At 64.0% G+C, this 26,449-nt stretch carries 18 protein-coding genes and 1 tRNA gene; 11 read left to right on the top strand and 8 right to left on the bottom strand.

The window, feature by feature from the left end; genetic code table 11:
* Positions 1-6 precede the first annotated feature (6 nt).
* A complete protein-coding gene (locus GR158_RS14440) occupies positions 7-1,464 on the bottom strand; it encodes a glutamate synthase subunit beta (RefSeq protein ID WP_160871562.1) in 1,458 nt (485 codons plus the stop codon).
* 182 nt (positions 1,465-1,646) lie between these two features.
* Positions 1,647-6,371, bottom strand: coding sequence for a glutamate synthase large subunit (gene gltB / locus GR158_RS14435; protein ID WP_160871561.1), 4,725 nt, complete (start codon positions 6,369-6,371; stop codon positions 1,647-1,649).
* Positions 6,372-6,879: 508 nt separating this feature from the next.
* On the opposite strand from gltB, the gene GR158_RS14430 reads away from it, so the two are divergent.
* Positions 6,880-7,926, top strand: a complete 1,047-nt coding sequence (locus tag GR158_RS14430; RefSeq protein WP_160871560.1) for a low specificity L-threonine aldolase — start codon at positions 6,880-6,882, stop codon at positions 7,924-7,926.
* 69 nt (positions 7,927-7,995) lie between these two features.
* Here the strand turns inward: GR158_RS14430 and GR158_RS14425 are convergent, their stop codons facing one another.
* Positions 7,996-8,457, bottom strand: a complete 462-nt coding sequence (locus GR158_RS14425) for an Hsp20 family protein (RefSeq protein WP_134645899.1) — start codon at positions 8,455-8,457, stop codon at positions 7,996-7,998.
* Between the two features lie 445 nt (positions 8,458-8,902).
* Between GR158_RS14425 and GR158_RS14420 the strand changes: the two genes are divergently transcribed.
* A complete protein-coding gene (locus tag GR158_RS14420) occupies positions 8,903-9,865 on the top strand; it encodes an alpha/beta fold hydrolase (RefSeq protein WP_134645901.1) in 963 nt (320 codons plus the stop codon).
* Between the two features lie 5 nt (positions 9,866-9,870).
* Here GR158_RS14420 and hisN read toward each other — a convergent pair whose 3' ends face one another.
* Both hisN and GR158_RS14410 read right to left on the bottom strand, forming a co-directional pair.
* Positions 9,871-10,644, bottom strand: a complete 774-nt coding sequence (hisN, locus tag GR158_RS14415; RefSeq protein ID WP_134645903.1) for a histidinol-phosphatase — start codon at positions 10,642-10,644, stop codon at positions 9,871-9,873.
* A gap of 250 nt (positions 10,645-10,894) precedes the next feature.
* Positions 10,895-11,779 (bottom strand): N-formylglutamate amidohydrolase, encoded by an 885-nt coding sequence (locus GR158_RS14410; protein WP_160871559.1) that lies wholly within the window; start codon positions 11,777-11,779, stop codon positions 10,895-10,897.
* A 191-nt stretch (positions 11,780-11,970) separates the two neighbouring features.
* On the opposite strand from GR158_RS14410, the gene cpdR1 reads away from it, so the two are divergent.
* The 5 genes from cpdR1 (at position 11,971) to GR158_RS14385 (ending at position 15,154) form a co-directional block, all read left to right on the top strand.
* Positions 11,971-12,333, top strand: coding sequence for a response regulator CpdR1 (gene cpdR1, locus GR158_RS14405; RefSeq protein WP_023512679.1), 363 nt, complete (start codon positions 11,971-11,973; stop codon positions 12,331-12,333).
* 95 nt (positions 12,334-12,428) lie between these two features.
* A tRNA-Val gene (locus GR158_RS14400) sits at positions 12,429-12,503 on the top strand.
* Positions 12,504-12,615: 112 nt separating this feature from the next.
* Positions 12,616-12,864, top strand: a complete 249-nt coding sequence (locus GR158_RS14395; protein WP_160871558.1) for a hypothetical protein — start codon at positions 12,616-12,618, stop codon at positions 12,862-12,864.
* Between the two features lie 53 nt (positions 12,865-12,917).
* A complete protein-coding gene (locus tag GR158_RS14390; protein ID WP_160871557.1) occupies positions 12,918-13,370 on the top strand; it encodes an energy transducer TonB in 453 nt (150 codons plus the stop codon).
* A gap of 299 nt (positions 13,371-13,669) precedes the next feature.
* Positions 13,670-15,154: a nucleobase:cation symporter-2 family protein gene (locus tag GR158_RS14385; RefSeq protein WP_160871556.1), complete on the top strand. Its 1,485-nt coding sequence runs from the start codon at positions 13,670-13,672 to the stop codon at positions 15,152-15,154.
* 69 nt (positions 15,155-15,223) lie between these two features.
* Here the strand turns inward: GR158_RS14385 and GR158_RS14380 are convergent, their stop codons facing one another.
* Positions 15,224-15,364 carry a hypothetical protein gene (locus GR158_RS14380; RefSeq protein ID WP_160871555.1) on the bottom strand — a complete coding sequence of 47 codons (141 nt, stop codon included), beginning with the start codon at positions 15,362-15,364 and terminating at the stop codon, positions 15,224-15,226.
* A 180-nt stretch (positions 15,365-15,544) separates the two neighbouring features.
* On the opposite strand from GR158_RS14380, the gene GR158_RS14375 reads away from it, so the two are divergent.
* Positions 15,545-17,074 (top strand): UxaA family hydrolase, encoded by a 1,530-nt coding sequence (locus GR158_RS14375; RefSeq protein ID WP_160871554.1) that lies wholly within the window; start codon positions 15,545-15,547, stop codon positions 17,072-17,074.
* On the opposite strand, the gene GR158_RS14370 is transcribed toward GR158_RS14375, so the two are convergent.
* The gene (locus tag GR158_RS14370) at positions 17,075-17,428 is read right to left on the bottom strand and encodes a VOC family protein (RefSeq protein WP_160871553.1); all 354 of its coding nucleotides are present in this window, start codon (positions 17,426-17,428) and stop codon (positions 17,075-17,077) included.
* The gene (locus GR158_RS14365) at positions 17,425-18,477 is read right to left on the bottom strand and encodes a GntR family transcriptional regulator (RefSeq protein ID WP_160871552.1); all 1,053 of its coding nucleotides are present in this window, start codon (positions 18,475-18,477) and stop codon (positions 17,425-17,427) included. The genes GR158_RS14370 and GR158_RS14365 overlap by 4 nt, the downstream gene beginning before the upstream one ends.
* Positions 18,478-18,682: 205 nt before the next feature.
* Between GR158_RS14365 and ilvD the strand changes: the two genes are divergently transcribed.
* From ilvD to GR158_RS14350, 3 genes are all read left to right on the top strand, one after another.
* Positions 18,683-20,518 (top strand): dihydroxy-acid dehydratase, encoded by a 1,836-nt coding sequence (ilvD, locus tag GR158_RS14360; protein ID WP_134645919.1) that lies wholly within the window; start codon positions 18,683-18,685, stop codon positions 20,516-20,518.
* 226 nt (positions 20,519-20,744) lie between these two features.
* Complete coding sequence (locus GR158_RS14355) at positions 20,745-22,991, top strand: methyl-accepting chemotaxis protein (RefSeq protein WP_160871551.1); 2,247 nt, start codon at positions 20,745-20,747, stop codon at positions 22,989-22,991.
* A gap of 100 nt (positions 22,992-23,091) precedes the next feature.
* On the top strand, positions 23,092-26,433 hold the full coding sequence (locus tag GR158_RS14350) for a DUF2126 domain-containing protein (RefSeq protein ID WP_160871550.1): 3,342 nt from the start codon (positions 23,092-23,094) through the stop codon (positions 26,431-26,433).
* The last annotated feature ends 16 nt before the right edge of the window (positions 26,434-26,449 follow it).

The following is a 26,449-nucleotide window of genomic DNA, read 5'->3' as shown; positions in this document are numbered from 1 at the left end:
TTTGCCTTAACGCGGCAGCGTGGTCGTGCCCATCAGCGCCTCGTCGATCGCGCGTGCGGCCTGACGGCCTTCGCGGATCGCCCAGACGACGAGCGACTGGCCGCGGCGCACGTCGCCGGCCGTCCAGAGCTTGTCGACCGAGGTCTTGTAGTCGCGATCATTGGCGATGACGTTCGACGAGCCGCGCTTGTCGGTGTTGATCGCAAGCTTGTCGCCGAGATCCTTCAGCACGCTGTCGGTGAAGGGGCCGCGGAAACCGATGGCGATGAAGGCGAGATCCGCCTTGATGATGAACTCCGTGCCGGCGATCGGCTTGCGGCGATCGTCCACCTGGCAGCACTTCACGCCCGTCAGCACGCCATCTTCATCGCCGACGAATTCGAGCGTGCCGACCTGGAACTCACGCACGGCACCTTCCGCCTGCGAGGAGGAGGTGCGCATCTTCGTCGCCCAGAAAGGCCAGACGGCAAGCTTGTCTTCCTTTTCCGGCGGCTGCGGACGGATGTCGAGCTGCGTGACCTTCACCGCTCCCTGGCGGAACGCCGTGCCGACGCAGTCCGATGCGGTGTCGCCGCCGCCGACGACGACGACATGCTTGCCGCCCGCCAGGATAGGCTCGGACGGCCAGCCGACGCTGTCGACGTTCTCCCGCCCGACGCGGCGGTTCTGCTGCACCAGATAGGGCATGGCATCGTGCACCCCGGCGAAATCGACGCCGGGAATGCCGGCATCGCGCGGGGTCTCGGAGCCGCCGCAATAGAGCACGGCATCATGCTCGGCGAACATCTCGTCCATCGGCTTGTCGACACCGACATTGACGCCGTAGTGGAACGTCACGCCCTCACCCCGCATCTGGTCGACGCGGCGGTCGATGAAGTTCTTCTCCATCTTGAAGTCCGGGATGCCGTAGCGCAGCAGGCCGCCGGCCTTGGATTCGCGCTCGTAGACGTGCACCTCGTGGCCGGCGCGGGCGAGCTGCTGGGCAGCGGCCATGCCGGCAGGACCGGAACCGATGACGGCGACCTTCTTGCCCGTCTTCACCGTGGCCGGCTGCGGCACGATATAGCCCATCTCATAGGCCTTGTCGGCAATCGCCTGCTCGACGGTCTTGATGGAAACCGGCGCATCCTCAAGGTTCAGCGTGCAGGCCTCCTCGCAGGGTGCGGGGCAGACGCGGCCGGTGAATTCCGGGAAGTTGTTGGTCGAATGCAGGTTACGGATCGCCTCTTCCCAGTTGCCGTTATAGACGAGGTCGTTCCAGTCCGGGATCTGGTTGTGCACCGGACACCCGGTCGGACCGTGGCAATAGGGAATGCCGCAGTCCATGCAGCGCGCGGCCTGCTTCTGCACCTCGGCATCCGACATCGGAATGGTGAATTCGCGGAAATGGCGGATGCGGTCGGAGGCCGGCTGATACTTCATCACCTGCCGGTCGATTTCCATGAAACCAGTTACCTTGCCCACTTCAATAATCCTTGCTCAGAGCGGAGCGCCCGCAGGCCCCCAGTACCAGTAGGCGGCTCCAACCACCAAACCCAGTACGATGAATTCGATCCTGATCTCGCCGTTCACGAGGGTCGCGATCCCCGGGACCGCGACTGCCAAGCCCAGCGAAATCAGCCGGTGAAGGTTGGTGAACCGCTGCCTCACTCGGCAGCGACCCCCATCCTCATGCGCTCCATCTCTTCGAGCGCGCGGCGATACTCGACCGGCATCACCTTGCGGAATTTCGGACGATAGTCGGCCCAGTGGTCGAGGATCTCCTTGGCCCGCGGCGAACCCGTATAGTGCAGGTGGTTCGAGACGAGCTGATAAAGCCGCTCCTCGTCATGGCGCGTCATGTCATCGGACACGTCGACCATGCCCTTGTGCATGAGGTCGCCGCCATGGTGGTGCAGCTTCTCCAGCATGTCGTCTTCTTCCGGCACAGGCTCGAGTTCGACCATCGCCATGTTGCAGCGACGCGCGAAATCGCCGGCCTCGTCAAGCACATAGGCGACACCACCCGACATGCCGGCCGCGAAGTTGCGCCCCGTCTGGCCGATGACGACGACGACACCGCCCGTCATGTACTCGCAACCGTGGTCACCCACGCCCTCGACGACGGCGACTGCACCGGAGTTGCGCACAGCGAAACGCTCGCCGGCCACGCCGTTGAAATAGCACTCGCCTGCAATCGCGCCGTAGAGCACGGTATTGCCGACGATGATCGATTCATGCGGCACCGCGCGGTTGTTTTCCGGCGGACGCACGACGATGCGGCCGCCCGACAGGCCCTTGCCGACATAGTCGTTGCCGGCACCGACCAGATCGAAGGTGATGCCGCGGGCAAGGAACGCTGCGAAGGACTGGCCGGCCGTGCCGTGCAGCTTCACGGAGATCGTATCGTCCTTCAGGCCCTTGAAGCCATAGCGCTTGGCCACTTCACCCGAGAGCATCGCGCCGGCCGAACGGTCGACGTTCTTGATGTCGACCTCGAAGGCGACGGGCGTCTTGGATTCAAGCGCCGGCTTCGCCTGCTCGATGAGCTTGCGGTCGAGGATGTCGTGGATCGGATGGTTCTGCCGCTCGGTCCAGTAGGTCGCCTCCTTCGGCGCGTCCACCTTGTGGAAGATGCGCGAGAAGTCGAGACCGTTGGCCTTCCAGTGCGAAATCATCTTCTCCTTCTCGAGCAGTTCCGAGGCGCCGATGATCTCGTTCAGCGAGCGAACGCCGAGCGAGGCCAGGATTTCGCGCACCTCTTCGGCCACGAAGAAGAAGTAGTTGATGACGTGTTCGGGCGTGCCCTTGAAACGCTTGCGCAGAACCGGGTCCTGCGTGGCGACCCCTACCGGACAGGTGTTGAGGTGGCACTTGCGCATCATGATGCAGCCGGCCGCAATCAGCGGCGCGGTGGCAAAACCGAATTCATCGGCGCCCAGCAGCGCGCCGATGACCACGTCACGGCCGGTCTTCAGGCCGCCATCGACCTGCAAGGCGATGCGCGAACGCAGCTTGTTGAGCACCAGCGTCTGGTGCGTCTCGGCAAGGCCGATCTCCCAGGGAGAGCCGGCATGCTTCAACGAGGTGAGCGGCGAAGCACCGGTGCCGCCGTCGAAGCCCGCGACCGTGATATGGTCCGCGCGCGCCTTGGCGACCCCGGCAGCGACCGTGCCGACGCCGACCTCCGAGACGAGCTTCACCGAGATATCGGCCTCGGGATTGACGTTCTTCAGGTCGTAGATGAGCTGGGCCAGGTCTTCGATCGAGTAGATGTCATGGTGCGGCGGCGGCGAGATGAGGCCGACGCCCGGCGTGGAGTGACGGGTCTTGGCGACCGTCGCATCCACCTTATGGCCGGGCAGCTGACCGCCTTCACCGGGCTTGGCTCCCTGCGCGACCTTGATCTGGAGCATGTCGGCGTTGACGAGATATTCCGTCGTCACGCCGAAGCGGCCCGATGCGATCTGCTTGATCGCCGAACGCTCGGGATTGGACGAACCATCCGGCAGCGGCAGGTAGCGATCGCTCTCCTCGCCGCCCTCGCCGGTGTTCGACTTGCCGCCGATCCGGTTCATGGCCACCGCCAGCGTCGTATGCGCCTCGCGCGAGATTGAACCGAAGGACATGGCGCCCGTCGAGAAGCGCTTGACGATATCGGCCGCGGACTCGACCTCATCGATGGAGATGGGCTTGCGACCCGCCGCTTCCGCGCTCTTGATAGAGAACAGGCCGCGGATCGTGTTCATGCGCAACGACGAGGCATTCACCAGTTCGGCGAATTCCTTGTAGCGATCGGCGGCATTGCCGCGCACCGCATGCTGCAGCGAGGCGATGACGTCGGGCGTCCAGGCATGTTCCTCGCCGCGCATGCGATAGGCGTATTCACCGCCGATATCGAGTGTGTTGGCGAGCAGCGGATCGCGCCCGAAGGCCGCCTTGTGCCGGTTGAAGGTCTCCCGGGCGATCTGCTCCAGGCCGACGCCCTCGATGGTGGTCGCCGTACCGAAGAAGAACTTGTCGACCAGTTCGGACGACAGCCCGATGGCGTCGAAGATCTGCGCGCCGCAATAGGACTGGTAGGTCGAAATGCCCATCTTGGACATGACCTTGAGGATGCCCTTGCCGATCGCCTTGATGTAGCGGTAGACGACTTCCTCGGCATCCACTTCCTTCGGGAACTCGCCGCGCTTGTGCATGTCGGTGAGCGTGTCGAAGGCGAGGTAAGGGTTGATCGCTTCCGCGCCATAGCCGGCGAGCAGGCAGAAATGGTGCACCTCACGCGGCTCGCCCGTCTCGACGACGAGACCGACCGAGGTGCGAAGGCCCTTGCGGATCAGGTGATGGTGCACGGCCGCCGTTGCGAGCAGCGCGGGGATCGCCACGCGGTCCGGACCGATCTGCCGGTCGGACAGAACGATGATGTTGTAGCCGCTAGTAACGGCCTGCTCGGCGCGCTCGCACAGCCGCTCCAGCATTTCCGGCATGCCGTCGGCGCCACGCGCCACGTCATAGGTGAAGTCCAGCGTCTTGGTGTCGAAGAGATCCTCGACATGGCCGATGGAGCGGATCTTTTCGAGATCGCCATTGGTAAGGATCGGCTGACGCACTTCCATGCGCTTGGCCTTGGCCGCACCGCCATGATCGAGGATGTTCGGCCGCGGACCGATGAAGGAAACGAGGCTCATGACCAATTCCTCGCGGATCGGGTCGATGGGCGGGTTCGTCACCTGCGCGAAGTTCTGCTTGAAGTAGGTGTAGAGCAGCTTGGTCTTGTCGGACATCGCCGAGATCGGCGTATCCGTGCCCATGGAGCCGATCGCCTCCTGCCCCGTCGTCGCCATGGGCGACATCAGGAGCTTGGTGTCTTCCTGGGTATAGCCGAAAGCCTGCTGGCGGTCGCGCAGCGACACGTCGCGGCGCAGCGCCCGCGGCTCGACCGGGCCGAGATCCTCGAGGATGATCTGGGTGTTGTCCAGCCAGTCGCGATAGGGGTGCTTGGCGGCGAGCGAGGACTTCACCTCCTCGTCGGAGATGATGCGGCCTTCTTCCATGTCGATGAGCAGCATCTTGCCCGGCTGGAGGCGCCACTTCTTGATGATGCTCTCTTCCTTGACCGGCAGCGTGCCGGCTTCGGAGGCGAGGATGACGCGGTCGTCATCCGTCACGAGATAGCGGGCCGGACGCAGGCCGTTGCGGTCGAGCGTCGCGCCGATCTGCTTGCCATCGGTGAAGGCGACGGCGGCCGGGCCGTCCCACGGCTCCATCAGGGCGGCGTGGTACTCGTAGAACGCCTTGCGCTCGGGGCTCATCAGCTGGTTGCCGGCCCAGGCCTCGGGGATGAGCATCATCACCGCATGGGCCATGGAATAGCCGCCGCGCACGAGGAATTCGAGCGCGTTGTCGAAACAGGCGGTATCCGACTGCCCCTCGTAGGAGATCGGCCAGAGCTTGGTGATGTCTTCACCGAAGAGCGGCGAGGAAACGGAGGCCTGGCGGGCCGCCATCCAGTTGACGTTGCCGCGCAGCGTGTTGATCTCGCCGTTATGCGCGACCATGCGATAGGGATGCGCAAGCTTCCACGACGGGAAGGTGTTGGTCGAGAAGCGCTGGTGCACGAGGGCGACGGCCGATTCGAAGCGCGGATCGGCGAGGTCCTTGTAATAGGCACCGACCTGATAGGCCAGGAACATGCCCTTGTAGACGATGGTCGTCGCGGAGAGCGAGACCGGATAGAAGTTGCTCTCCTCGCCTTCATATTCGTCGTAGATGCGGTTGGAGATCACCTTGCGCAGCGTGAAGAGACGGCGCTCGAACTCGTCGCTCGTCGCGGCTTCACGGCCGGCGCCGATGAAGACCTGAACGTGGCGCGGTTCGGTGGCGGCGATCTCGGGCGCCTTGGAGAGCGAGGCGTTGTCGACCGGCACGTCACGGAAGCCGAGAAGAACCTGCCCCTCCTCCGCGACGACGTCCCCGATGACCTTCTTGAAATAGTCGACCAGCTTCTCGTCCTGCGGCATAAAAATGTGGCCGACGGCGTATTCGCCTGCCTTGGGCAGCGTGACGCCCTGCTTGGCCATCTCCTCGCGGAAGAAGCGGTCCGGAATCTGTACGAGAATGCCCGCACCGTCGCCCATCAACGGGTCGGCGCCGACGGCACCGCGATGCGTCAGGTTCTCGAGCATGAAGAGCCCGTCCTGGACGATCTGGTGCGACTTCTTGCCTTTCAGATGCGCAACGAAACCGACGCCGCAGGCATCGTGCTCATTGCGCGGATCGTAGAGTCCTTGTTTCTTTGGCAGGCCCAGGGCGGAAGCGCGCGTTTTGGCGCCCGTCGCAGTCTTCGTCTGCGCCCGGGTCTGCCGATAAGCATGTGCTTGGGTCTTCACCATGTCTCTCTCCTGTCGCCTGCATTTCGCCGGCTTCTGCTTCCACCCACATGGCCGCGGCCTGCGTTGCGGCAAGCCTCGGCCATGACTGTCTGTTCCTGAGCGTGACGCGGTCAAACAAGACGACCGATCAGCTTGTGATCATCGGACCGTCCTGGGCGGCGGGGCGTTCTGGAGAGTGGCTCTCCCTTCCCGTTGCCTCTGCCCCGGCCTCGTGGGAGGGGCGTCGCTCGGTCTCTTGACCGAAATAGGACAGCAACCCTGTCCTATTTCATGTGCTCTATGCCAGAAACGCCCTTGGGCTGCAAGGCCATCATGCCAAATAAACACGACCTTATGAAGAAAAATTGCCGCCTTCCGCGAAAGGCCGAAATTAAATTACGGCATGGCGTCACATTGTTTCCGTTCGTTTCATTTTCCAGGGATGGCGTGTCGCCGGATCAAGGCGACGATTGATCACCCTCGTTTCTGCATTATGGTCTCCGTAGCTTCCAATCGCACAGAGATTCCAATGTTTTTCGCTTCCGACAACTGGGCCGGCGCCCATCCCGACATCGCACAGAGCCTGGTGGACGCGGCCCAAGGCTTCGCCCCGGCCTATGGCACCAGCGACCTCGACAAGCATGTGGAAAAGACCTTCTCCGAGATTTTCGAGCACGAGGTCGCCGTGTTCTTCGTCGGCACCGGTACGGCAGCGAACTCGCTTGCCCTGGCGAGCTTCAACAGGCCGGGCGGCCAGGTGTTCTGCCACCGCGAGGCCCATATAAATGTCGATGAATGCAACGCGCCCGAATTCTTCGCGACCGGCGCCAAGCTCGTGCCCGTCGATGGCCCGGCAGGCAAGATCGCGCCGGAGGCGCTCGCCGCCGCCATCGGCCGCTTCCCACCAAATTTCGTGCATGGCGGCCAGCCTTTGGCGGTCAGCATGACGCAGGCGACCGAAGCCGGCACGGCCTACACGCTGGACGAGATCGCGGCCCTGTCCGATATCGCCAGGAAAGCCGGGCTCCCGCTCCATATGGACGGCGCCCGCTTTGCCAACGCGCTCGTGCATCTGGGGGCGAGCCCTGCGGAGATGACCTGGAAACGCGGCGTCGATATCCTCTCCTTCGGCGGCACGAAGAACGGCTGCTGGTGTGCGGAGGCTCTGGTCCTCTTCGACACATCGAAGGCCCAGCAGATGCATTTCCTGCGCAAGCGCTCCGCCCAGCTCTTTTCCAAGTCGCGCTTCATCGCCGCGCAATTCGACGCCTATTTCCGGAATGATTTGTGGCTGACCCTCGCCCGCCATTCCAACGGCATGGCGAACCGCCTCGCCGACGGCTTTGCCGCCTCCGACAAGGCCCGCCTTGCCTGGCCGACCGGATCGAACGAGCTCTTCGCCATCGTCAGCAACGATGCCCTGAAGACGCTGCGGGAGAAAGGCGCGGCCTTTTACGACTGGCCCGCCGGCCCAGCCGTGAAAGCCACCATGCGCGACGACGAGACCCTGGTCCGCCTCGTCACGAGCTTCGTGACCCGCGAGGCCGATGTAGACGCCTTCCTCTCGGCTCTCTGATACGAAAAAAGGCGGCGCCTTGCGGCACCGCCCTCTTCATTCCGATAAATCCGGCCGATAAAACCCGGCTTAGTTGCTCTGGGCTTCGATCTGCTTGGTTTCGCGGTTGACGGCCGCAATCTCGATCCGGCGCGGCTTGGCGGCTTCCGGAATCTCGCGAAGGAGATCGATGTGGAGAAGGCCGTTCTTCAGCGAAGCGGCGCGCACTTCCACATGATCGGCGAGCTGGAAGCGGCGCTCGAAGGCGCGCTTGGCAATGCCGCGATAGAGATACTGGCTGTCATCGGCCGTTTCGTCTTTCTTTTCGCCCTTGACGGTCAGCGCATGTTCGCGCGCTTCGATCGAAAGCTCGCTTTCATCGAAGCCGGCAACGGCCATGGTGATGCGGTAGGTATCTTCGCCGGTGCGCTCGATATTGTAGGGCGGGTAGGTCTGGGCCTGGTCAGGCTGGCCGAGACTGTCGAGCATGGTGAAGAGACGGTCGAAACCGACGGTGGAACGGTAGAGGGGGGAGAAATCGACGTGACGCATGGTGTCCTCCTTCAGAGCAACGGTTGCGATCTTTCTGAAGGCTGCCCCTGACTTCCGAAGGGTCAGCCCGGTTCATCCGGTCCGCGCCCCATTCTGGCGACGAAGACCTCGACGGGCCCTTTCGGCGCCCGTGACGATGAGATGGGAACGGTTTTTGGCCCGTTCAAGAGGTTGCCGCGGCCTCGAAGGCCGCCATCCGAATTTTTTCCGGCATGAACGGCGGATGAACGCGCACTTCGGATATCGTTCAGCTTGGCCCTGCTAGAAACGCAACATCGGAAGCGAAAGCTTTCGAAGACCGGGGTGCAACGTCCCTTCCGCCCTGGTTAAATTGTGCCGGCTGCATGTGTGCCACCCCCGTTGCCACATGCATCCGGCTTTTTTCTTTGACGGCTCAAGACCAAGCGCCTATCCATCCCGTAGCAACCTCGAGACTGCCTGCCCGATGGATTCGATCCTCCACGCCAGCACCGACAATCCCGTTCCCGAGAACCATTTTGCCGGTTTCCTCGAAGGGCGCGGCGGCGTGAAGATCCGTTACGCCGTGTTTCGCTCCAGCACGCGGGAGGCGAAAGGCACGGTCGTTCTGTTGCAGGGCCGCAGCGAATGCATCGAGAAATATTTTGAGACGATCAACGACCTCACCGCCCGCGGCCTGTGGGTCGCAACATTCGACTGGCGCGGCCAGGGCGGCTCGGACCGCCTGATCGCAGGCAACCGGGCCGGGCATGTCGCCCGCTTCTCCGACTATGAGGCGGATCTCTCGCTCTTTCTTGAAAAGATCGTGCTGCCGGACGCCCGCCTGCCCTTCTTCATCGTCGCCCATTCGACGGGCGCGCTGGTCGCGCTCTCGCAGGCGCCGAGCCTGGAAAACCGCATCGAACGCATGGTGCTGGCCTCGCCCTTCATCGCGCTCGACGGACAGACGATGAGCCAGCGCAAGATTTCCATCATCGCGCGGCTCGCCTCCTGGTCCGGGCTTGGCAAGCGCACCTTCCGCAAGGGCGATCCCGGGCTCGATTTTCCGCGCAATATCGTCACATCGGACGAGCGTCGCTTCCAGCGCAATCTCGCCATCGTCGCGGAACATCCGGAATTGTCGATCAGCTGGCCGACCGCGCGCTGGCTCAACCAGGCGCTGGCGACGATGGCGAAGGTGACGCGGCAGGATCACCTCACCCGCATCCGCATCCCCACGCTTTTGCTCTGCGCGACCTCCGATGCGCTCGTGCCCCGCGCGGCTGTCGGACATCTTGCCCGCGTCTTCCGCGCCGGACGCCTGATCGAGATCGACGGCGCACGGCATGAACTGTTTCAGGAGGCCGACCGCTATCGCGCCCAGGTGCTGGCGGCCATCGAGGCATTCATTCCTGGCAGCGACGCCGAGGATACCAGCCTCGGCGCCTGAACCGATCAGCCGCGAAGCAGCGCGATCGCCTCGTCATAGACCGCGCGGCTTCCGGCGGCGATGATCTCTCCGCCGCGCTCCGCCGGCCCGCCATCCCAGGCCGTGATGATGCCGCCCGCCTGCTCGATGACGGGGATGAGGCCGCCGACATCGTAGGGCTTCAGCCCGCATTCCACGACGAGGTCGACATGGCCGGCCGCCAGCAGCGCATAGGCGTAGCAGTCCACGCCGTAGCGGAAGAGGCGGACCTTGTCCTGGACGGCCTCGAAACGGGCCCGCCTGTCGCCGGTAAAGAGATGCGGCGAGGTCGTGAACATGATCGCATCGGCAAGGCTGGCGCACGGACGGGTGGAGAGGGTCTTGCTGCCATCGGGGCCGGCATAATGCGCCGCCTTGCCATCCGCGAAATAGCGCTCGCCCGTAAAGGGCTGGTCAACCAGCCCCATCACGGCATCGCCGTTGCGGTAGAGGCCGATCAGCGTACCCCAGACCGGCACGCCGGAAATGAAGGCGCGGGTGCCGTCGATGGGATCGATCACCCAGACATATTCGCGGTCGAGCCCGACGGAGCCGTGCTCCTCGCCGAGAATGCCGTGCTCGGGAAAATGCTGCTCGATCAGTGCGCGGATTGCGGTTTCGGCGGCGCGGTCGCCTTCCGTCACCGGATCGAAGCCGCCGGCTTCCTTGTTGACCACATCGGCGCCGACACGGAAACGCGGAAGGGTTTCCTTCTTGGCCGCTTCGGCGAGAAGGTCGAAAAAGGCACGGTCAGGTAGCATGGAATTCTCTCAAGCGAAGGAAACTCTCTCCCCATAAAACATCGGGAGGCAAAACGAAACCGGGGAGAATCTCGGCTGGTCGATTCGATTGTTCGAAGCGCTGAATTCTTCGCAACTGCACTTGACATTTGTGCAGCGCAATATTAGGGTCTTCTGGCAGTCACTTGTGGCTGTAATACCCTCCTTGGGTGTTTCCTCCCTAGACTTGAACCGCGCCGCAAGCGCGGTTTTTTTTGAGAGGAAACAGGGCCTATTCCGCGGCGAGCGACCGATCGGCTGCATATTCCTCGACGTAATCCGAAAAGTCCTGAAGGAAGGCGGAGATGGCCGTCTGCAGCACCGGGAAGTCGGGTTTCTTCTCCAGCGTCGTCTCGTCGATATAGAGCCCGCGGTTTACCTCGATCTGCAAGGCATGCAGCCCTTTGGCCGGCCGGCCGTAATGCTCGGTGATGAAGCCGCCGGCATAGGGCTTGTTGCGCACGACGGAAAATCCCATGTCATCGAGCAGCCGCATGGCGACGCGCGACAGGTCGCCGGAGGCGCTGGTGCCATACCGGTCGCCGATGATGAAGTCCGGCCGCAGGCCCGAGCCCGAAACGCGGATATTGCCGGGCATGGAATGGCAATCGATCAGCACGGCAAAGCCGAAGGCGACATGCGTTCGCACCACGAGGCGGCGCAGGCAGGCATGGTACGGCTTGTAGACGGTTTCCACCCGCTCGAGCGCTTCTTCCAGCGGCAGACGGCCTTTGTAGATCTCCATGTTCTCCGCCACGACCCGCGGCACCGTGCCAAGCCCGCCCGCGACGCGGATGGAGCTGATATTGGCATAGGAGGGCAACGGCCCGTCGAACATGCGTGGATCGAGCTCATAGGGCTCGCGGTTCACATCGAGCCAGGCGCGCGGAAAGTGCGCCACGAGCATGGGAGCCCCCAGTGCGGGGGCGACGGAAAAGAGCTGGTCGACATAATGGTCTTCCGACCGGCGGATGCCGAGGGCATCGAGACGCGAGCGGGCAAGGAAGTCCTGTGGATAACGTCGTCCGCTATGCGGCGAGTTGAAAACGAGGGGCACGCTCTGCGAAACCGGCTCCAGCACTTCGAAGTGGCTGATTTCGCTGAAAGCCTCCGCCATTGCCGTCCTTTACCATGCCTGAAAGTCATTGCGTCGCCCATGTTGCCAGCGGGCTTGGGCCGTGTCCATACTCGATGGCATCTGGATGGGGCTTGTCCTGGCCCATTCACCGGATATTTACCGGAATACGATCTTGTAGCAACAGCGCCCGTCCGCGGGCAGATAACCTCAGCAATGGTTCCCGAATTCCCATGACACCAAAGATTCTCCTCGCAGAAGACGACAACGACATGCGCCGCTTCCTCGTGAAGGCGCTCGAAAAGGCGGGCTATCAGGTGCTGTCCTATGACAACGGCGCCAGCGCTTATGACCGGCTTCGCGAAGAACCCTTTTCGCTTCTCCTGACCGATATCGTGATGCCGGAAATGGACGGTATCGAACTGGCGCGCCGCGCGACCGAGCTCGATCCCGACCTGAAGGTCATGTTCATCACCGGCTTTGCGGCTGTTGCCCTGAACCCGGACTCCAAGGCTCCGAAGGACGCCAAGGTGCTCTCCAAGCCCTTCCACCTGCGTGATCTCGTGGAAGAGGTCAACAAGATGCTGGCGGCCTAAGCCACGGAAAAGACCACGAAAACGGCACGTAAAAAAAGCTTCAAAAAGCCTATTGACGCCGCCGGATGTTTTGTGGTCTATGCGCCTCATCGAACGGGCGTGTAGCTCAGCGGGAGAGCACTACGTTGACATCGTAGGGGTCACAGGTTCAATCCCTGTCACGCCCACCATTCGATCCAAAAGGCCCTGTTTTCACAGGGCTTTTTTGTTTTTGCGGGTTTGAAGACAGCGGAGCCCACAACCCCCGTTTCCCAGAGACCGGCAACGCGTAACGGAGCTCGCATGCGGATTTCCCTCTGGCTCATCGCGGTCATCGCCGCCACCCTCTTCCTGGCCATGCTGACGATCGATTTCGGGCCGACTGTTGGAGAGCGCGCGCAGGGTGGATATGCTCGGCGTACCGCCGAGGAACAGGCGGATGCGGAAGCGCGCGCGGCCGCAAGCAAGGCCGAGGCGATCGACGCCGCCGACGAGGCGCTGAAAGCTGCGCAGCCATCCGGCGACATGAAGGCCGGAGACATGAAGGAATGACGCATTGAACGCTCGTCGCCACCACCGATGTTCCACCGGACAACGAGGATGACATGACGACACGTTTCATTCTTGCGGCCTTCGCCGCAGCGGCCATTTCGCTTTCTCCTCCCGCCTTCGCACAGGATACAAATTCGCAACGCCCCGCTCCCAGCGACAAGGAGGACTGGACGCAAGCGGTCGGCGCGAAGATCAAGCGCCAGAGCGCGCTCGCCGTGATAAAAGCCCGCGAGCTCGGACTGGACGGTGATTTCCAGGTCAGCGTCGGATTTACGATTTCACCCGATGGCAAGGTCTCCGGTGCCCGCATCGTCACGTCGTCAGGTCATCCCGAACTGGATGCGATGGCCATTGACATGGCCAATCGCGCCGCGCCCTTCCCAACCTTTACGCCCGACATGGGAGACGGGCCGGTATCGCTGCTCGCGCCGATCATTCTGAAGCTGAAGAAGCCGGAAACGGCCAACACGCTGTCCGAACCTGCCCCGCCCGCCGCGGCCGAGTAATGTTCGGCAAGACAGTTGTGCAGTGCAGGAAAAAGTTGACGGCACGCGATCTTTGACGTTCAAATAGCGTCACATACGGCTTGCGCGACGGTCTTGACCGGTACGCAAGCACTTGAAGCAAAAATGGAATTTAAGCAGTGCATCGTGTTTCCGGTGGATCCGCCCGTGCGGGATTACCCCGGAAATCCGTAAAGTGTTTATCGCCCGCCTATACTTGCAGCCCGCACCGCGGCTCCCAAAGATGCCCCCTCCCGTTGGAGGACGGGACGTGAGGGGTCGACGTGATAGGAGGAGTATCCATGAGCGACGCATCCAGCATACATCCCGTGGATGAGAGGTTGCCCACGGGCAGGCTCGCCACCCTCGGCATCCAGCATGTGCTCGTCATGTATGGCGGCGCGGTCGCGGTGCCGCTGATCGTCGGACGCGCCTTGCAGCTCAGCCCGCAGGACGTCGCCTTCCTCATCTCCGCCGATCTCTTCGTCTGCGGCATCGTCACCATCATCCAGTCTCTCGGCTTCGGGCGTCATGTCGGCATCCGCCTGCCGGTCATGATGGGCGTGACCTTCGCCTCCGTCGGGCCCATGGTCTCCATGGCCAATGCCGTCCCGGGCATCGAGGGCGCGCGCATGATCTTCGGCGCCATCATCGGTGCCGGCTTCATCGCTCTGCTGCTTGCCCCGGTCATGGGCCGGCTGCTGCGCTTCTTTCCGCCCATCGTGACGGGCACGATCATTCTCGTCATCGGCGTTTCGCTGATGCGCGTGGGCATCAACTGGATCTTCGGCAATCCCTTCGGACCCACCGCCCCCAAGCTGGTGGACCCGGCCCATAGCGAATGGCTTGCCCATATGAAGACGCTCGCCGAAACCGGCGGCCCGGCCGTGCCGGATGGCCTGGCGCTCGCGCCGAGCGTTCCAAACCCGATCTATGCCGAGCCCGGCCATATCGCGCTTTCGGCGCTGGTGCTCGTCTCCATCCTGCTGATCGCCCGTTTCGGCCGCGGCCTCATCAGCAATATCGCGGTGCTCTGCGGGGTGATCATCGGCTGTCTCGCCGCGTCCATCCTCGGCATGATGCATTTCGATCGCGTGTCGGATGCCGGCTGGTTTGCGGTCGTCACCCCGCTGCATTTCGGCATGCCGATCTTCGATCCCGTGCTGATCGCCACCATGACGCTCGTGATGATCGTGGTCATGATCGAATCGACCGGCATGTTCCTGGCGCTTGGCGAAATCACCGGCAGGCAGGTTTCGCAGCAACAGCTGACGGCGGGCCTGCGCGTCGACGGCATCGGCACCATGATCGGCGGCCTGTTCAACACCTTCCCCTATACGAGCTTCTCGCAGAATGTCGGCCTCGTCGGCGTCACCGGCGTGAAGAGCCGCCATGTCTGCGTGGCCGGCGGCGTCATCATGATCGTGCTCGGCCTCATCCCGAAGATGGGCGCGCTGGTGGAAGCCGTGCCCACATTCGTTCTGGGCGGCGCAGGACTGGTGATGTTCGGCATGGTCGCGGCAACGGGCGTGCGCATCCTCTCGACGGTGGACTTCAAGTCCTCGCGCAACAACCTGTTCATCGTCGCGGTGTCCGTCGGCTTCGGCCTGATCCCGCTTCTGGCGCCGAACTACCTGATGTGGATGCCGCATGCGATCCACCCGATCATCGAATCGGGCATCGTGCTCGCTTCCATCGCCGCCGTGGTTCTCAACGCCTTCTTCAACGGTGTGCGCTTCGAGCAGGCCTCGGCGATCGATGCCGCGAGGCTCGCCGACAGCCACTGAACCATGAGCCGAAAAAGAAAGCCGGCCCGTTCATCGCGGGCCGGCTTTTCTATTGTCGTGATCGAATGATCAGTTCAGCGGAACCCGCACGCCACCGTCGGAAACCGGCGGGCGTGCATAGGTGGTGTTGTCGGCCGACGACGTCGTGTTGCAACCCGCAAGCGACAGAACGGCAAAAGCGGCGGCGATGACGCCGATGATGGGACGCATGGACCTCTCCTTCTGGTGTACGCAAAACACATAGGCGTTCGGGCGCCATTCGTCCACCGGCGCGGCACAGCGAAAAGCGGCCGGCCGGCCGATACTCCACACACCGTCGCGACGGGCGGCCGGCAATATTGACTTTTGCCGGCAAAGTGCATAATGCGCAGACGCAACAGAGGAACTGCGATGATTGCCGACCTTCCCGCCGTGCTCGTACTCAACGCGAAAGACAATGTCGGCGTCGTGCCGGCCAATGTCGATGCCGGCCGGGCGCTGGTGAACGGCGTGGTCGCCGCCGAGCGTATTCCGCGCGGCCACAAGGTGGCGATCTCACATATCGCCGAAGGCGCGCCGGTGCTGAAATACGGCCAGATCATCGGCTATGCGACGAAGGCCATCCAGCCCGGCGAACATGTGCATCTCCAGAACCTCGCCATCCTCGACCTGGCGCTGAAACATGAATTCTGCGTGGACAACGCACCTGCTGTCATGGTGCCGGAGGAGCGGCGGCGCACCTTCGATGGCTTCGATCGCGGCAACGGCCGCATCGGCACGCGCAACTATATCGGCATCCTCTCGACGGTGAACTGTTCCGCCACGGTCTCGCGCTACGTGGCGGAGCATTATGCCCGCCGGTTCCGCGAGGCCGGCCACGACAATATCGATGGCGTCGTGGCGCTCACCTATGGCGGCGGCTGCGCGCTGAACCTCAAATCCGAGGGCGGGCGCATTCTCACCCGCACCTTCAAGGGTTATGCGCGCAATCCGAATTTCGGCGGCATCCTGATGATCGGTCTCGGTTGCGAGACCTTTCAATACGGCCCGCTCGTGGAAGAGGCTGGCCTAGAGGAAGGCAAGACCTTCCGCACAATGATGATCCAGAACCAGGGCGGCACGCGCAAGACCATCGACGCCGCCTGCGAGATGATCGATGACATGTTGCCGGATGTCGGCCGTATCCGCCGAACGCCGCAACCGCTGTCGGGCATCAAGCTGGCGCTCGAATGCGGTGGATCGGACGGTTACTCGGGCATCTCCGCCAACCCCGCGCTCGGCGTCGCCTCGGATCTGCTCGTAAAGGAGGGCGCGACGACGGTGCTTTCCGAAACACCCGAAATCTACGGCGCAGAGCACCTGCTGACCCGCCGCGCCGCCCGGCCGGAGGTTGCGGAAAAGCTCCTGTCGCGCATCGACTGGTGGCGCGACTACACGGCGCGCAACGATGCCGAACTCAACAACAACCCCTCTTTCGGCAACAAGGCCGGCGGCCTGACGACCATTCTCGAAAAATCGCTCGGCGCGGTCGCCAAGGGCGGCTCCATGCCGCTCAACGCCGTCTATGAATATGCCGAGGAGGTGACGGAGCCGGGCTTCGTCTTCATGGATACGCCCGGTTACGATCCGGCAGCCGTGACCGGGCAGATCGCCGGTGGCTGCAATCTCGTCGCCTTCACCACGGGTCGCGGCTCGGTCTCCGGCTACAAGCCGGCGCCCTGCATCAAGATCGCCACGAACACGCCCATGTACGAGCACATCAAGGACGACATGGATATCAACTGCGGCACGATCGTCGATGGCAGCGAGACGATCGAAGAGGCTGGCCGCCGTATTTTCGAATTCGTCATCGAAACCGCGTCCGGACGCAAGACCGCGAGCGAGGCCTTCGATTACGGCGACAACGAATTCGTGCCCTGGCAGGTCGGCGCGATTACCTGATCATCGTTTGTGCATGACGATATTGACCAGCGTGCCGGCGGGATCGCGCACGAAGAAGCGACGCACGCCCCAGGGCTCGTCAACCGGCCCGTACTCGATGTCATGACCGCCCGCGCAAGCAGCCAGATACGCGGCTTCCACGTCGTCCACCTCGACCGAAAGCGCCGGCACCGGCGTGCCGGCACCGCCCTCGGAGGCGAAACTCACCTGCGGCGATGTCGGGCTTTCGTTGCCATAGGTGACGATCCAGCCGTGGTCCATCAGCAGGTCCAGCCCCAGCACATCCTTGTAGAAGCCGACCACCAATGCGGGATCGGTCGTCGCGATATTGGCGACGATGCGCTTCACCTTCATGCGGGTTCTCCGGCGCGCGCCACCGGCGTCGCATAGGCCGGCATGTCCGGCCGGTGCACCCCGCGCAATTCCGCAACCCGCCCAATTACCTTGGGCAGTGAGACCACGATATGATGGCGCAGCGTCTCGGCCGCCCGGGCGAAATCCTCGACGTCGAGCGCACGGAACACCGCGAGGTGCTCGGCGATGAAGGGCTCGTCTTCGGGCATGCGGTGTGAGACGCCGATAACGTGCTTGCTGACATTCAGCATGAAATGGGCACGGCGTAACGCGATCAGCAGTTCACGGTTCGGGCAATAGCCGAGGCAGGTGATGTGCAGGTCCGTTTCCAGATCGTCCATCGCCTCGACGGACAGGGCGGGATAGACGGCCAGCGCCTCCTCCAGCCGCTCCGTCATCGCCTTCCGGTCAGCGGGCGGAATGAACGGCGCCGCCTGGAGCAATGCGACAGGCTCCAGCGCGACACGGATGGCATGCAGGTCGCGCATGCGCTGTTCGTCGAGCGGAACCAGCGTCCAGCGCATGCGCTCGTCCTTCTCGACGATACCGAGCGCTTCCAGCCGCATGAGCGCATCACGCGCCACCTGTCTGCCCACACCCCGGGCACGCGCAAGCTCTACCTCGTTGATGCGGTAGCGGCCGAAGACGGAGAGGTGCACCATCTCCCGTTCCAGACTCTCGTAGATCGCCTCCCAGCCCGGCGCCTTGCGCAACGCCGGCGCCTCCTCGTCGAGGCCCAGCATGTCCGCCGTCAGCGTTACCCGTTTCGGGCCGGTGCGGCCCTGTCCGACCAGGAACCCGCGCCCGTCGAACCGGCGCACCATTCCCCCCTCTTCGAGAAGGGCGAGCGCCTGGCGCACCGGTGTACGGGTGGAGGCAAAGAGCGTTGCGACCGGCCCCTCCAGCAGGAGCGCGCCTTTCGGCAGGCGGCCGCCGGAGATCGCATCGGCCAGCACATCGCGAATACGCAGGTAGAGCGGGCTCTTGTCGAGCGCCGCCTCCATGCCTTCTCCGCCGGCCTCGGCCAAACCCTGACTGCTGTCGTTCATGGCGCGGACCATGCCACGAATGCACCATGCCGACAACGGTCAGCACCGAGCCCGCCACCAGCAAGGAAATTGCGCCGCGCCGTCAAAAAATCATCATTCCTTTCGTGACGCGCGGGGTGTTTTGCGCTAGGGAACCCTCTCAAGGCTCGCAATGCGGCCGCCAAGGCCCCATATGCCAGCCGCGTCCATCTCCGAGGAACTGACCATGCCCGCATATCGCTCCCGAACCACCACCCACGGCCGCAACATGGCCGGTGCCCGCGGCCTCTGGCGCGCGACGGGCATGAAGGACTCGGATTTCGGCAAGCCGATCATTGCGGTGGTGAATTCCTTCACCCAGTTCGTGCCCGGCCATGTGCATCTCAAGGACCTCGGCCAGCTCGTCGCCCGCGAGATCGAGAAGGCCGGCGGTGTCGCCAAGGAATTCAACACGATCGCCGTGGACGACGGCATCGCCATGGGTCATGACGGCATGCTCTATTCGCTGCCGTCGCGCGAAATCATCGCCGACAGCGTCGAGTACATGGTCAATGCGCACTGCGCCGACGCGATGGTCTGCATCTCCAACTGCGACAAGATCACGCCCGGCATGCTGAATGCCGCCATGCGCCTCAACATCCCCGCGGTCTTCGTATCCGGCGGCCCGATGGAAGCCGGCAAGGTCGTGCTGCACGGCAAGACCCACGCGCTCGACCTCGTCGACGCCATGGTCGCGGCCGCCGACGACAAGGTTTCGGACGAGGACGTCAAGGTCATCGAGCGCTCCGCCTGCCCGACCTGCGGCTCGTGCTCGGGCATGTTCACGGCCAACTCGATGAACTGTCTGACCGAGGCACTCGGCCTTTCGCTGCCGGGCAACGGCTCGACGCTGGCGACCCACGCCGACCGCAAGCGCCTCTTCGTCGAGGCCGGCCACCTGATCGTCGATCTCGCCCGCCGTTACTACGAGCAGGAGGACGAGAGCATCCTGCCGCGCAACGTCGCCAACAAGAAGGCTTTCGAGAACGCCATGTCGCTCGATATCGCCATGGGCGGTTCGACCAACACGGTTCTGCATATCCTCGCCGCCGCTTATGAAGGCGGCATCGACTTCGATCTCGACGATATCGACGCCCTGTCGCGCCGCGTTCCCTGCCTTTCCAAGGTGGCGCCCGCCAAGCAGGACGTGCACATGGAAGACGTGCACCGCGCCGGCGGCATCATGCGCATTCTCGGTGAACTGGAACGCGGCGGCCTCATCCACCGCGATACGCCGACCGTGCATGCCGAAACGCTGGGCGACGCCATCGACCGCTGGGATATCACCCGCACCTCCAGCGAGACCGTGCGCACCTTCTTCCGCGCCGCACCGGGCGGCATCCCGACCCAGGTCGCCTTCAGCCAGGAAGCCCGTTGGGATGAGCTGGATACGGACGGCGAAAAGGGCGTCATCCGCTCCGTCGAGCACCCGTTCTCCAAGGATGGCGGCCTCGCCGTCCTCTCCGGCAACATCGCGCTCGACGGCTGCATCGTGAAGACCGCCGGCGTCGACGAATCGATCCTGAAATTCTCCGGCCCGGCCGTCGTCTATGAAAGCCAGGACGCGGCGGTGAAGGGCATTCTCGGCAACGAGGTGAAGGCCGGCGATGTCGTTGTCATCCGCTACGAAGGCCCGAAGGGCGGCCCGGGCATGCAGGAAATGCTCTATCCGACGAGCTACCTGAAATCGAAGGGCCTCGGCAAGGCCTGCGCGCTGATCACCGACGGCCGCTTCTCCGGCGGCACGTCCGGCCTGTCGATCGGCCATGCCTCGCCCGAGGCAGCCCAGGGCGGCGCCATCGGCCTCGTGCGCCAGGGCGACCTGATCGAGATCGACATCCCCAACCGCACGATCAACCTCGCGGTTCCGGAAGACGAGCTCGCCGCCCGCCGCGCCGAACAGGACAAGCTCGGCTGGAAGCCGGCGGCTCCGCGCAAGCGCAATGTCACGACCGCGCTGAAGGCCTATGCCGCCTTCGCCGCGAGCGCCGACAAGGGCGCGGTGCGCATCTTGCCGGAATAAGATTTTTCCCGGGCGCGCAGCTTTTGCTCCGCGCCCGGCTTGCCTCCGGCGCGACATACAAACACGGGGCTTACCGCCAAGCTGCTCCGGACCGTCACGCAACCGTCATGTCCAGCGGTTAGAATGCGACGGTCAGAACCGGATACGCCTCCGGACGCAGGATGCATCTTCTGACAGCCGCCTTGCCGGCATGCTCTGTAGCTGCGTATTTTCAGAAATCATCTCCATGCGTCTTTCCCTGAAGCTTTCGCTGGCAGCGCTGCTGCTGGCCGTTGTCGCCATTTCGGCAACCAGTGTCGCGAGTCTGTATCTGAGCGCCAGCCAGGCGACGGCGGCGGCGATGACGAAACTGGAGACGCTGGCGGATGGTCGCCGCAACGAGCTGGTGCAATATCTTCAGTCCATCGTCGAGAAAACGCGCGATCTTGCCGGCGAGAAGGTCGTCACCAAGGCGCTCGACGATCTGTCGGGTGCCTTTGGCTCGGCGGAGGGCGACAAGGCAGCTGAATTGCGGAGGCGTTACGGCGGCAAAGCCGATCTCAAATCCGCGGGAGACGCCGAATACGACCGGATGCACAGCCGCTATCACGGTTTTTTCCAGCGCAATGCCGAGGCTGTCGGCTTCGAGGACATGCTGCTGGTCAACCTGAGCGGCGATGTCGTCTATTCGCTGCGAAAGCGGCGTGATTTCGGTGGCAACGTCATCCGCGATCCGGCCTTGAAGGACACCGGCCTCGGGCGGGTCTTCGCCCAGGCAGCACCGGGGACCGATACCGCGATCGTCGCCTTCGGCGGCTTTGAGAGCTATGCGCCGGGGGGAGGCGTATCGGCCTTCCTGGTCGTTCCCGTTTCGTCGGTCGCCGGCAAGATCGGCGTCCTCGTCGTCGCCCTGCCGATCGAACGTATCGCTGCCAAGCTGAACAATCACGTCGGGCTCGGCGAAACCGGCGAGGCCATGCTGCTCGACGCCGACGGGTATCTTCTTAGCCACACCTCCCATGGCGAGAGCGACGATGTGCTTTCGATGCGCATCGCACCGGAACTGCTGACAAGCACCGATGGTGCAGCCATTTCACAGGCCACGCTGTCCGTGCATCGCGGCGCCGAAGCAAGGCTCGCGGCCGCCAGCTTCGATTTCCTCGGCCGCACCTTCACCGTGGCCGCCGTCATGGCATCAAGCGAAGTGTTTTCCGGCCTCACACGCCTCATCAACTGGACCCTGCTCGTCTCGCTCTGCGTCCTCGTGATGACGGCGGCCATCGGCCTTGTGTTCGCCGGCCGCCTTTCACGCCCGATCACCGCCCTCGTCGCCGACATGAACCGGCTCGCCGCCGGAGATACGACGATCGCCTGCGAGGGCCGGGAGCGCCGCGACGAGATCGGCGACATGGCTCGCTCCGTCGTCGTTTTCCGCGACGCAGCCGTCGAAAAAGAACGCCTCCAGCAGGAAACCGCCACCATGCGGGCGGAAGCTGAACACGAACGCGCGGCCCGGGATGCAGCCAAGGAAGCGGAGGACGCGGCGACGGAAACCGCCGTCCAGCATCTGGCCGAGGCACTCCAGCATCTCGCCCGGGGCGATCTCACGCAACGCATCGACACGCCTTTCATCGCAGCGCTCGACCGTATCCGCACCGACTACAACGCGTCCGTCGAACGGCTGGCGGAAGCCATGACGACGGTGCGTACGAATACCCACCGCATCCGGGACGATTCCAGCGAAATGCACGAGGCGCTCGTCCAGCTTTCCGAACGCACCGAGCGGCAGGCCGCCTCGCTCGGAGAGGCCGCGACGGCGCTCACCGAAATGACTCAGGCCGTGCAGTCAGCTGCCGAGCGCACGACGGTCGCCGAGCGGCTGGCCTCGGACACCAAGAAGAGTTCGACCGCGTCGGAGGTGGTGGTGGACAACGTGGTTCAAGCGATCGGCAAGATCGAGACGTCCTCGCACGAGATCGAGAATATTATCGGCGTCATCGACGATATCGCCTTCCAGACCAACCTTCTGGCGTTGAATGCCGGCGTCGAGGCGGCCCGAGCCGGCGAGGCCGGCAAGGGCTTTGCCGTCGTGGCCCAGGAGGTGCGCGAGCTGGCGCAGCGCACCGCAGGGGCAGCACGCGAGGTGAAGGCGCTCATCACGAAATCCGCCGGCGAAGTCACGCGCGGCGTCGGCCTCGTGCGCGAGACGGGAACAGTGCTGCGCGCCATCACTGGCAAGGTCCATGCGATCGATGCGGAGGTCAAGGAGATCGCCCGCGCCGCCCGCGACCAGTCGGTAGCTATACGCGAGATCAACGCGACGATCCGCCAGCTCGATGCCGTGACACAACAGAATGCCGCCATGGTGGAGGAAAGCAGCGCCGTAACGCACCGCCTCTCCGGCGAATCCGCGGCCCTCGCCCGGCTCGTCGGCCAGTTCGAGGTTCCCGGCGCGACCATAGCCGCGCACCCGGCCCTGTACCGCCGCGCATGATCGGGGAAGCGGACTGCGATCCCGCTTGCAATCTTTCTTCGCAGCGCACAAAATCCTCTCGATGGCGGCATGAGACCGCCCGAGGGGAACAAGAGCGCGCATGTCGATCAAGGCCGGTATCTACCACCTGACCCATTACATCTACGATAAACCGGTCCGCCTCGGACCCCAGATCATCCGGCTGAAGCCGGCGGCGCATTCCAAGACCAAGGTCATCAGTCACGCGCTGAAGGTCTCGCCCGAAAACCACTTCGTAAACCTGCAGCAGGACCCGTACGGCAATTACCTTGCCCGCTACGTCTTTCCCGATCCGGTCACCGAACTGAAGATCGAGGTCGACCTCGTCGCCGACATGACCGTCTACAATCCCTTCGACTTCTTCGTCGAGGAGCAGGCGGAGCACTGGCCGTTCCACTATCCGGAAGACCTGCGCGAAGATCTCGAGATCTACCGGACCCCGGAGCCCATGGGCCCGGCGCTCGAAGCCTTCATGGCGACGGTCGACCGCACGCCCGGACAGCGCACGGTGGACATGGTCGTCGGCCTGAACGCGCGCCTCCAGCAGACGATCGGCTATGTCATCCGCATGGAACCGGGCGTGCAGACGCCGGAGGAGACGTTGCAGGTCGGCCTGGGCTCGTGCCGCGATTCGAGCTGGCTGCTGGTGCAGATCCTGCGCAATCTCGGCTTTGCGGCGCGCTTCGTCTCCGGCTATCTCATCCAGCTGACGCCGGACCTGAAGGCGCTTGACGGCCCCTCCGGCACCGAAGTCGATTTCACGGACCTGCATGCCTGGTGCGAAGTCTATCTGCCCGGCGCGGGCTGGATCGGCCTGGACCCGACATCCGGCCTGCTGACCGGCGAGAGCCACATACCGCTTGCCGCCACGCCGCACTACCGCAATGCAGCCCCGATCAGCGGCGGCTATTTCGGCGAGGCGAACACCACATTCGATTTCGCCATGACGGTGGACCGCGTGGCCGAGCATCCGCGCATCACCAAGCCTTTCTCCGAAGAAAGCTGGGAAGCGCTGAATGCGCTTGGCCGCGATGTGGACGGCGTGCTGGCGGCAAACGATGTGCGGCTCACCATGGGCGGCGAGCCGACCTTCGTTTCCATCGACGATTTCGAATCCGGCGAATGGAATACCGATGCCGTCGGCCCCACCAAGCGCGAAAAGGCCGACCAGCTGATCCGGCGCCTGCGCCAGCGCTTCGCGCCGGGCGGCTTCCTGCATTACGGCCAGGGCAAATGGTATCCCGGCGAAAGCCTGCCGCGCTGGACATTCTCGCTGTACTGGCGACGCGACGGCAAGCCGATCTGGCACAATCCGGACCTGATTGCCGAGGAAGGCAGCGATGCCGGCGTAGGTGAAGCCGACGCGGCGGCCCTTCTGGGCGCCATCGCACAGGAACTCGGTCTTGCGCCCGATCTGGTGCAGCCTGCCTACGAGGATCCTGCCGAGTGGATCATCAAGGAAGGCAACCTGCCCGACAATGTCGATCCGTCGAACTCGAAACTCGAAGATCCCGAGGAGCGTAACCGCATCGCGCGCGTCTTCGAACGCGGCCTGACCAAGCCGACAGGCCACATCCTGCCGGTGCAGGCGTGGAACGCCAAGGCGAGCGGCAAGCGCTGGATCAGCGAGCGCTGGCAGACGCGCCGCGGCAAGATCTTCCTCGTGCCAGGCGACAGCCCCGTCGGCTATCGCCTGCCGCTCGGCGCGCTGCCCTACCTCGCGCCGTCCGACTATCCCTACATCAACCCCGCCGATCCCTCAGAGGCGAAGCCGCCGCTGCCGGACTTTGCCCAGGCCGGCAAGGTGATGGCGGAAGGCGGCCGCGCAATGGCCGAGGCGTCGTTTCAGGCGAGCGATGCCGGGCAGGCCCGCGTCGAGCAGGTGCGCAGCGATATCGTCGGCGCCGTGCGCACGGCCATGAGCGTCGAGGCCCGCGATGGCAGGCTGTGCGTCTTCATGCCGCCCGTCGAGCGCGTGGAAGATTATCTCGAACTGGTGACGGCCGCCGAACAGGCGGCGACCCGTCTCGGGCTCGCCGTCCACATCGAAGGCTATGCGCCGCCGCAGGACGAGCGCCTCAACGTCATTCGTGTCGCGCCGGACCCCGGCGTCATCGAAGTCAATATCCACCCTGCCTCCGACTGGCAGGACTGCGTCGACATCACCACCGCGGTCTACGAGGAGGCGCGGCTTTCACGCCTTGGCGCCGACAAGTTCATGATCGATGGCCGCCATACCGGCACCGGCGGCGGAAACCATGTGGTCGTGGGCGGCAGGAACCCGAACGACAGCCCGTTCCTGCGCCGGCCGGACCTGCTGAAGAGCCTCGTGCTGCACTGGCAGCGCCACCCCTCGCTTTCCTATCTCTTCTCGGGTCTCTTCATCGGCCCGACGAGCCAGGCGCCGCGCATGGACGAGGCGCGCCATGATTCGCTGTATGAACTGGAGATCGCGCTCGCGCAGGTCCCGCCGCCCGGCCAGGGCGCGCCGCCCCTGCCGTGGCTCGTCGACAGGCTCTTCCGCAACCTGCTCACCGATGTCACGGGCAACACGCATCGCTCGGAAATCTGCATCGACAAGCTCTTCTCGCCGGACGGGCCGACCGGACGACTGGGCCTTGTGGAGTTTCGCGGTTTCGAAATGCCGCCCAATGCCCGCATGAGCCTTGCCCAGCAATTGCTGATCCGCGCGTTGATCGCGCGTTTCTGGCTGAACCCGGCCGAAGGCGGCTTCGTGCGCTGGGGCACGACGCTGCACGACCGTTTCATGCTGCCGCATTATGTCTGGCAGGATTTTCTCGACGTGCTGGCCGACCTGCGCGCCAACGGCTTCGACCTGAGGCCCGAATGGTTCGCCGCCCAGCTCGAGTTCCGCTTCCCGTTCTGCGGCGAGGTGGAATATGAGGGTGTCGGCCTGGAGGTGCGCCAGGCGCTGGAGCCATGGCACGTCATGGGCGAACAGGGCGCGATCGGCGGCACCGTCCGCTATGTCGATTCCTCTGTCGAGCGCCTCCAGGTAAAGCTCGAAACAACGAACCCGGCGCGCTACACCGTCGCCTGCAACGGTCGCCCCGTCCCGCTGAAACCGGCGGGCACGCAAGGGGTTTCGGTCGCCGGCGTGCGCTACAAGGCCTGGCAGCCCGCCTCCGGCCTGCACCCGGTGCTGCCCGTCAACGCACCGCTGACATTTGACATTTATGATACATGGTCACGCCGGGCGATCGGGGGCTGCATTTATCACGTTGCCCATCCCGGCGGACGCAACTATGACACCTTCCCTGTAAACGGAAACGAGGCCGAGGCGCGCCGGCTGGCGCGATTCGAACCGTGGGGTCATCGGGCGGGCGGCTACACGCTGTGGCCGGAAACGCCGTCGGCGGATTTCCCGCTGACGCTGGATCTGCGCCGGCCGCCGGGGCTTTGAGCGGCCTGTAGGAGAA

It is taken from the genome of Shinella sp. AETb1-6 (assembly GCF_009826875.1).
GTDB classification, from domain to species: domain Bacteria; phylum Pseudomonadota; class Alphaproteobacteria; order Rhizobiales; family Rhizobiaceae; genus Shinella; species Shinella sumterensis.
Note: the sequence above shows the minus strand (reverse complement) of the source record. Positions and strands in the feature narration are given on the sequence as shown.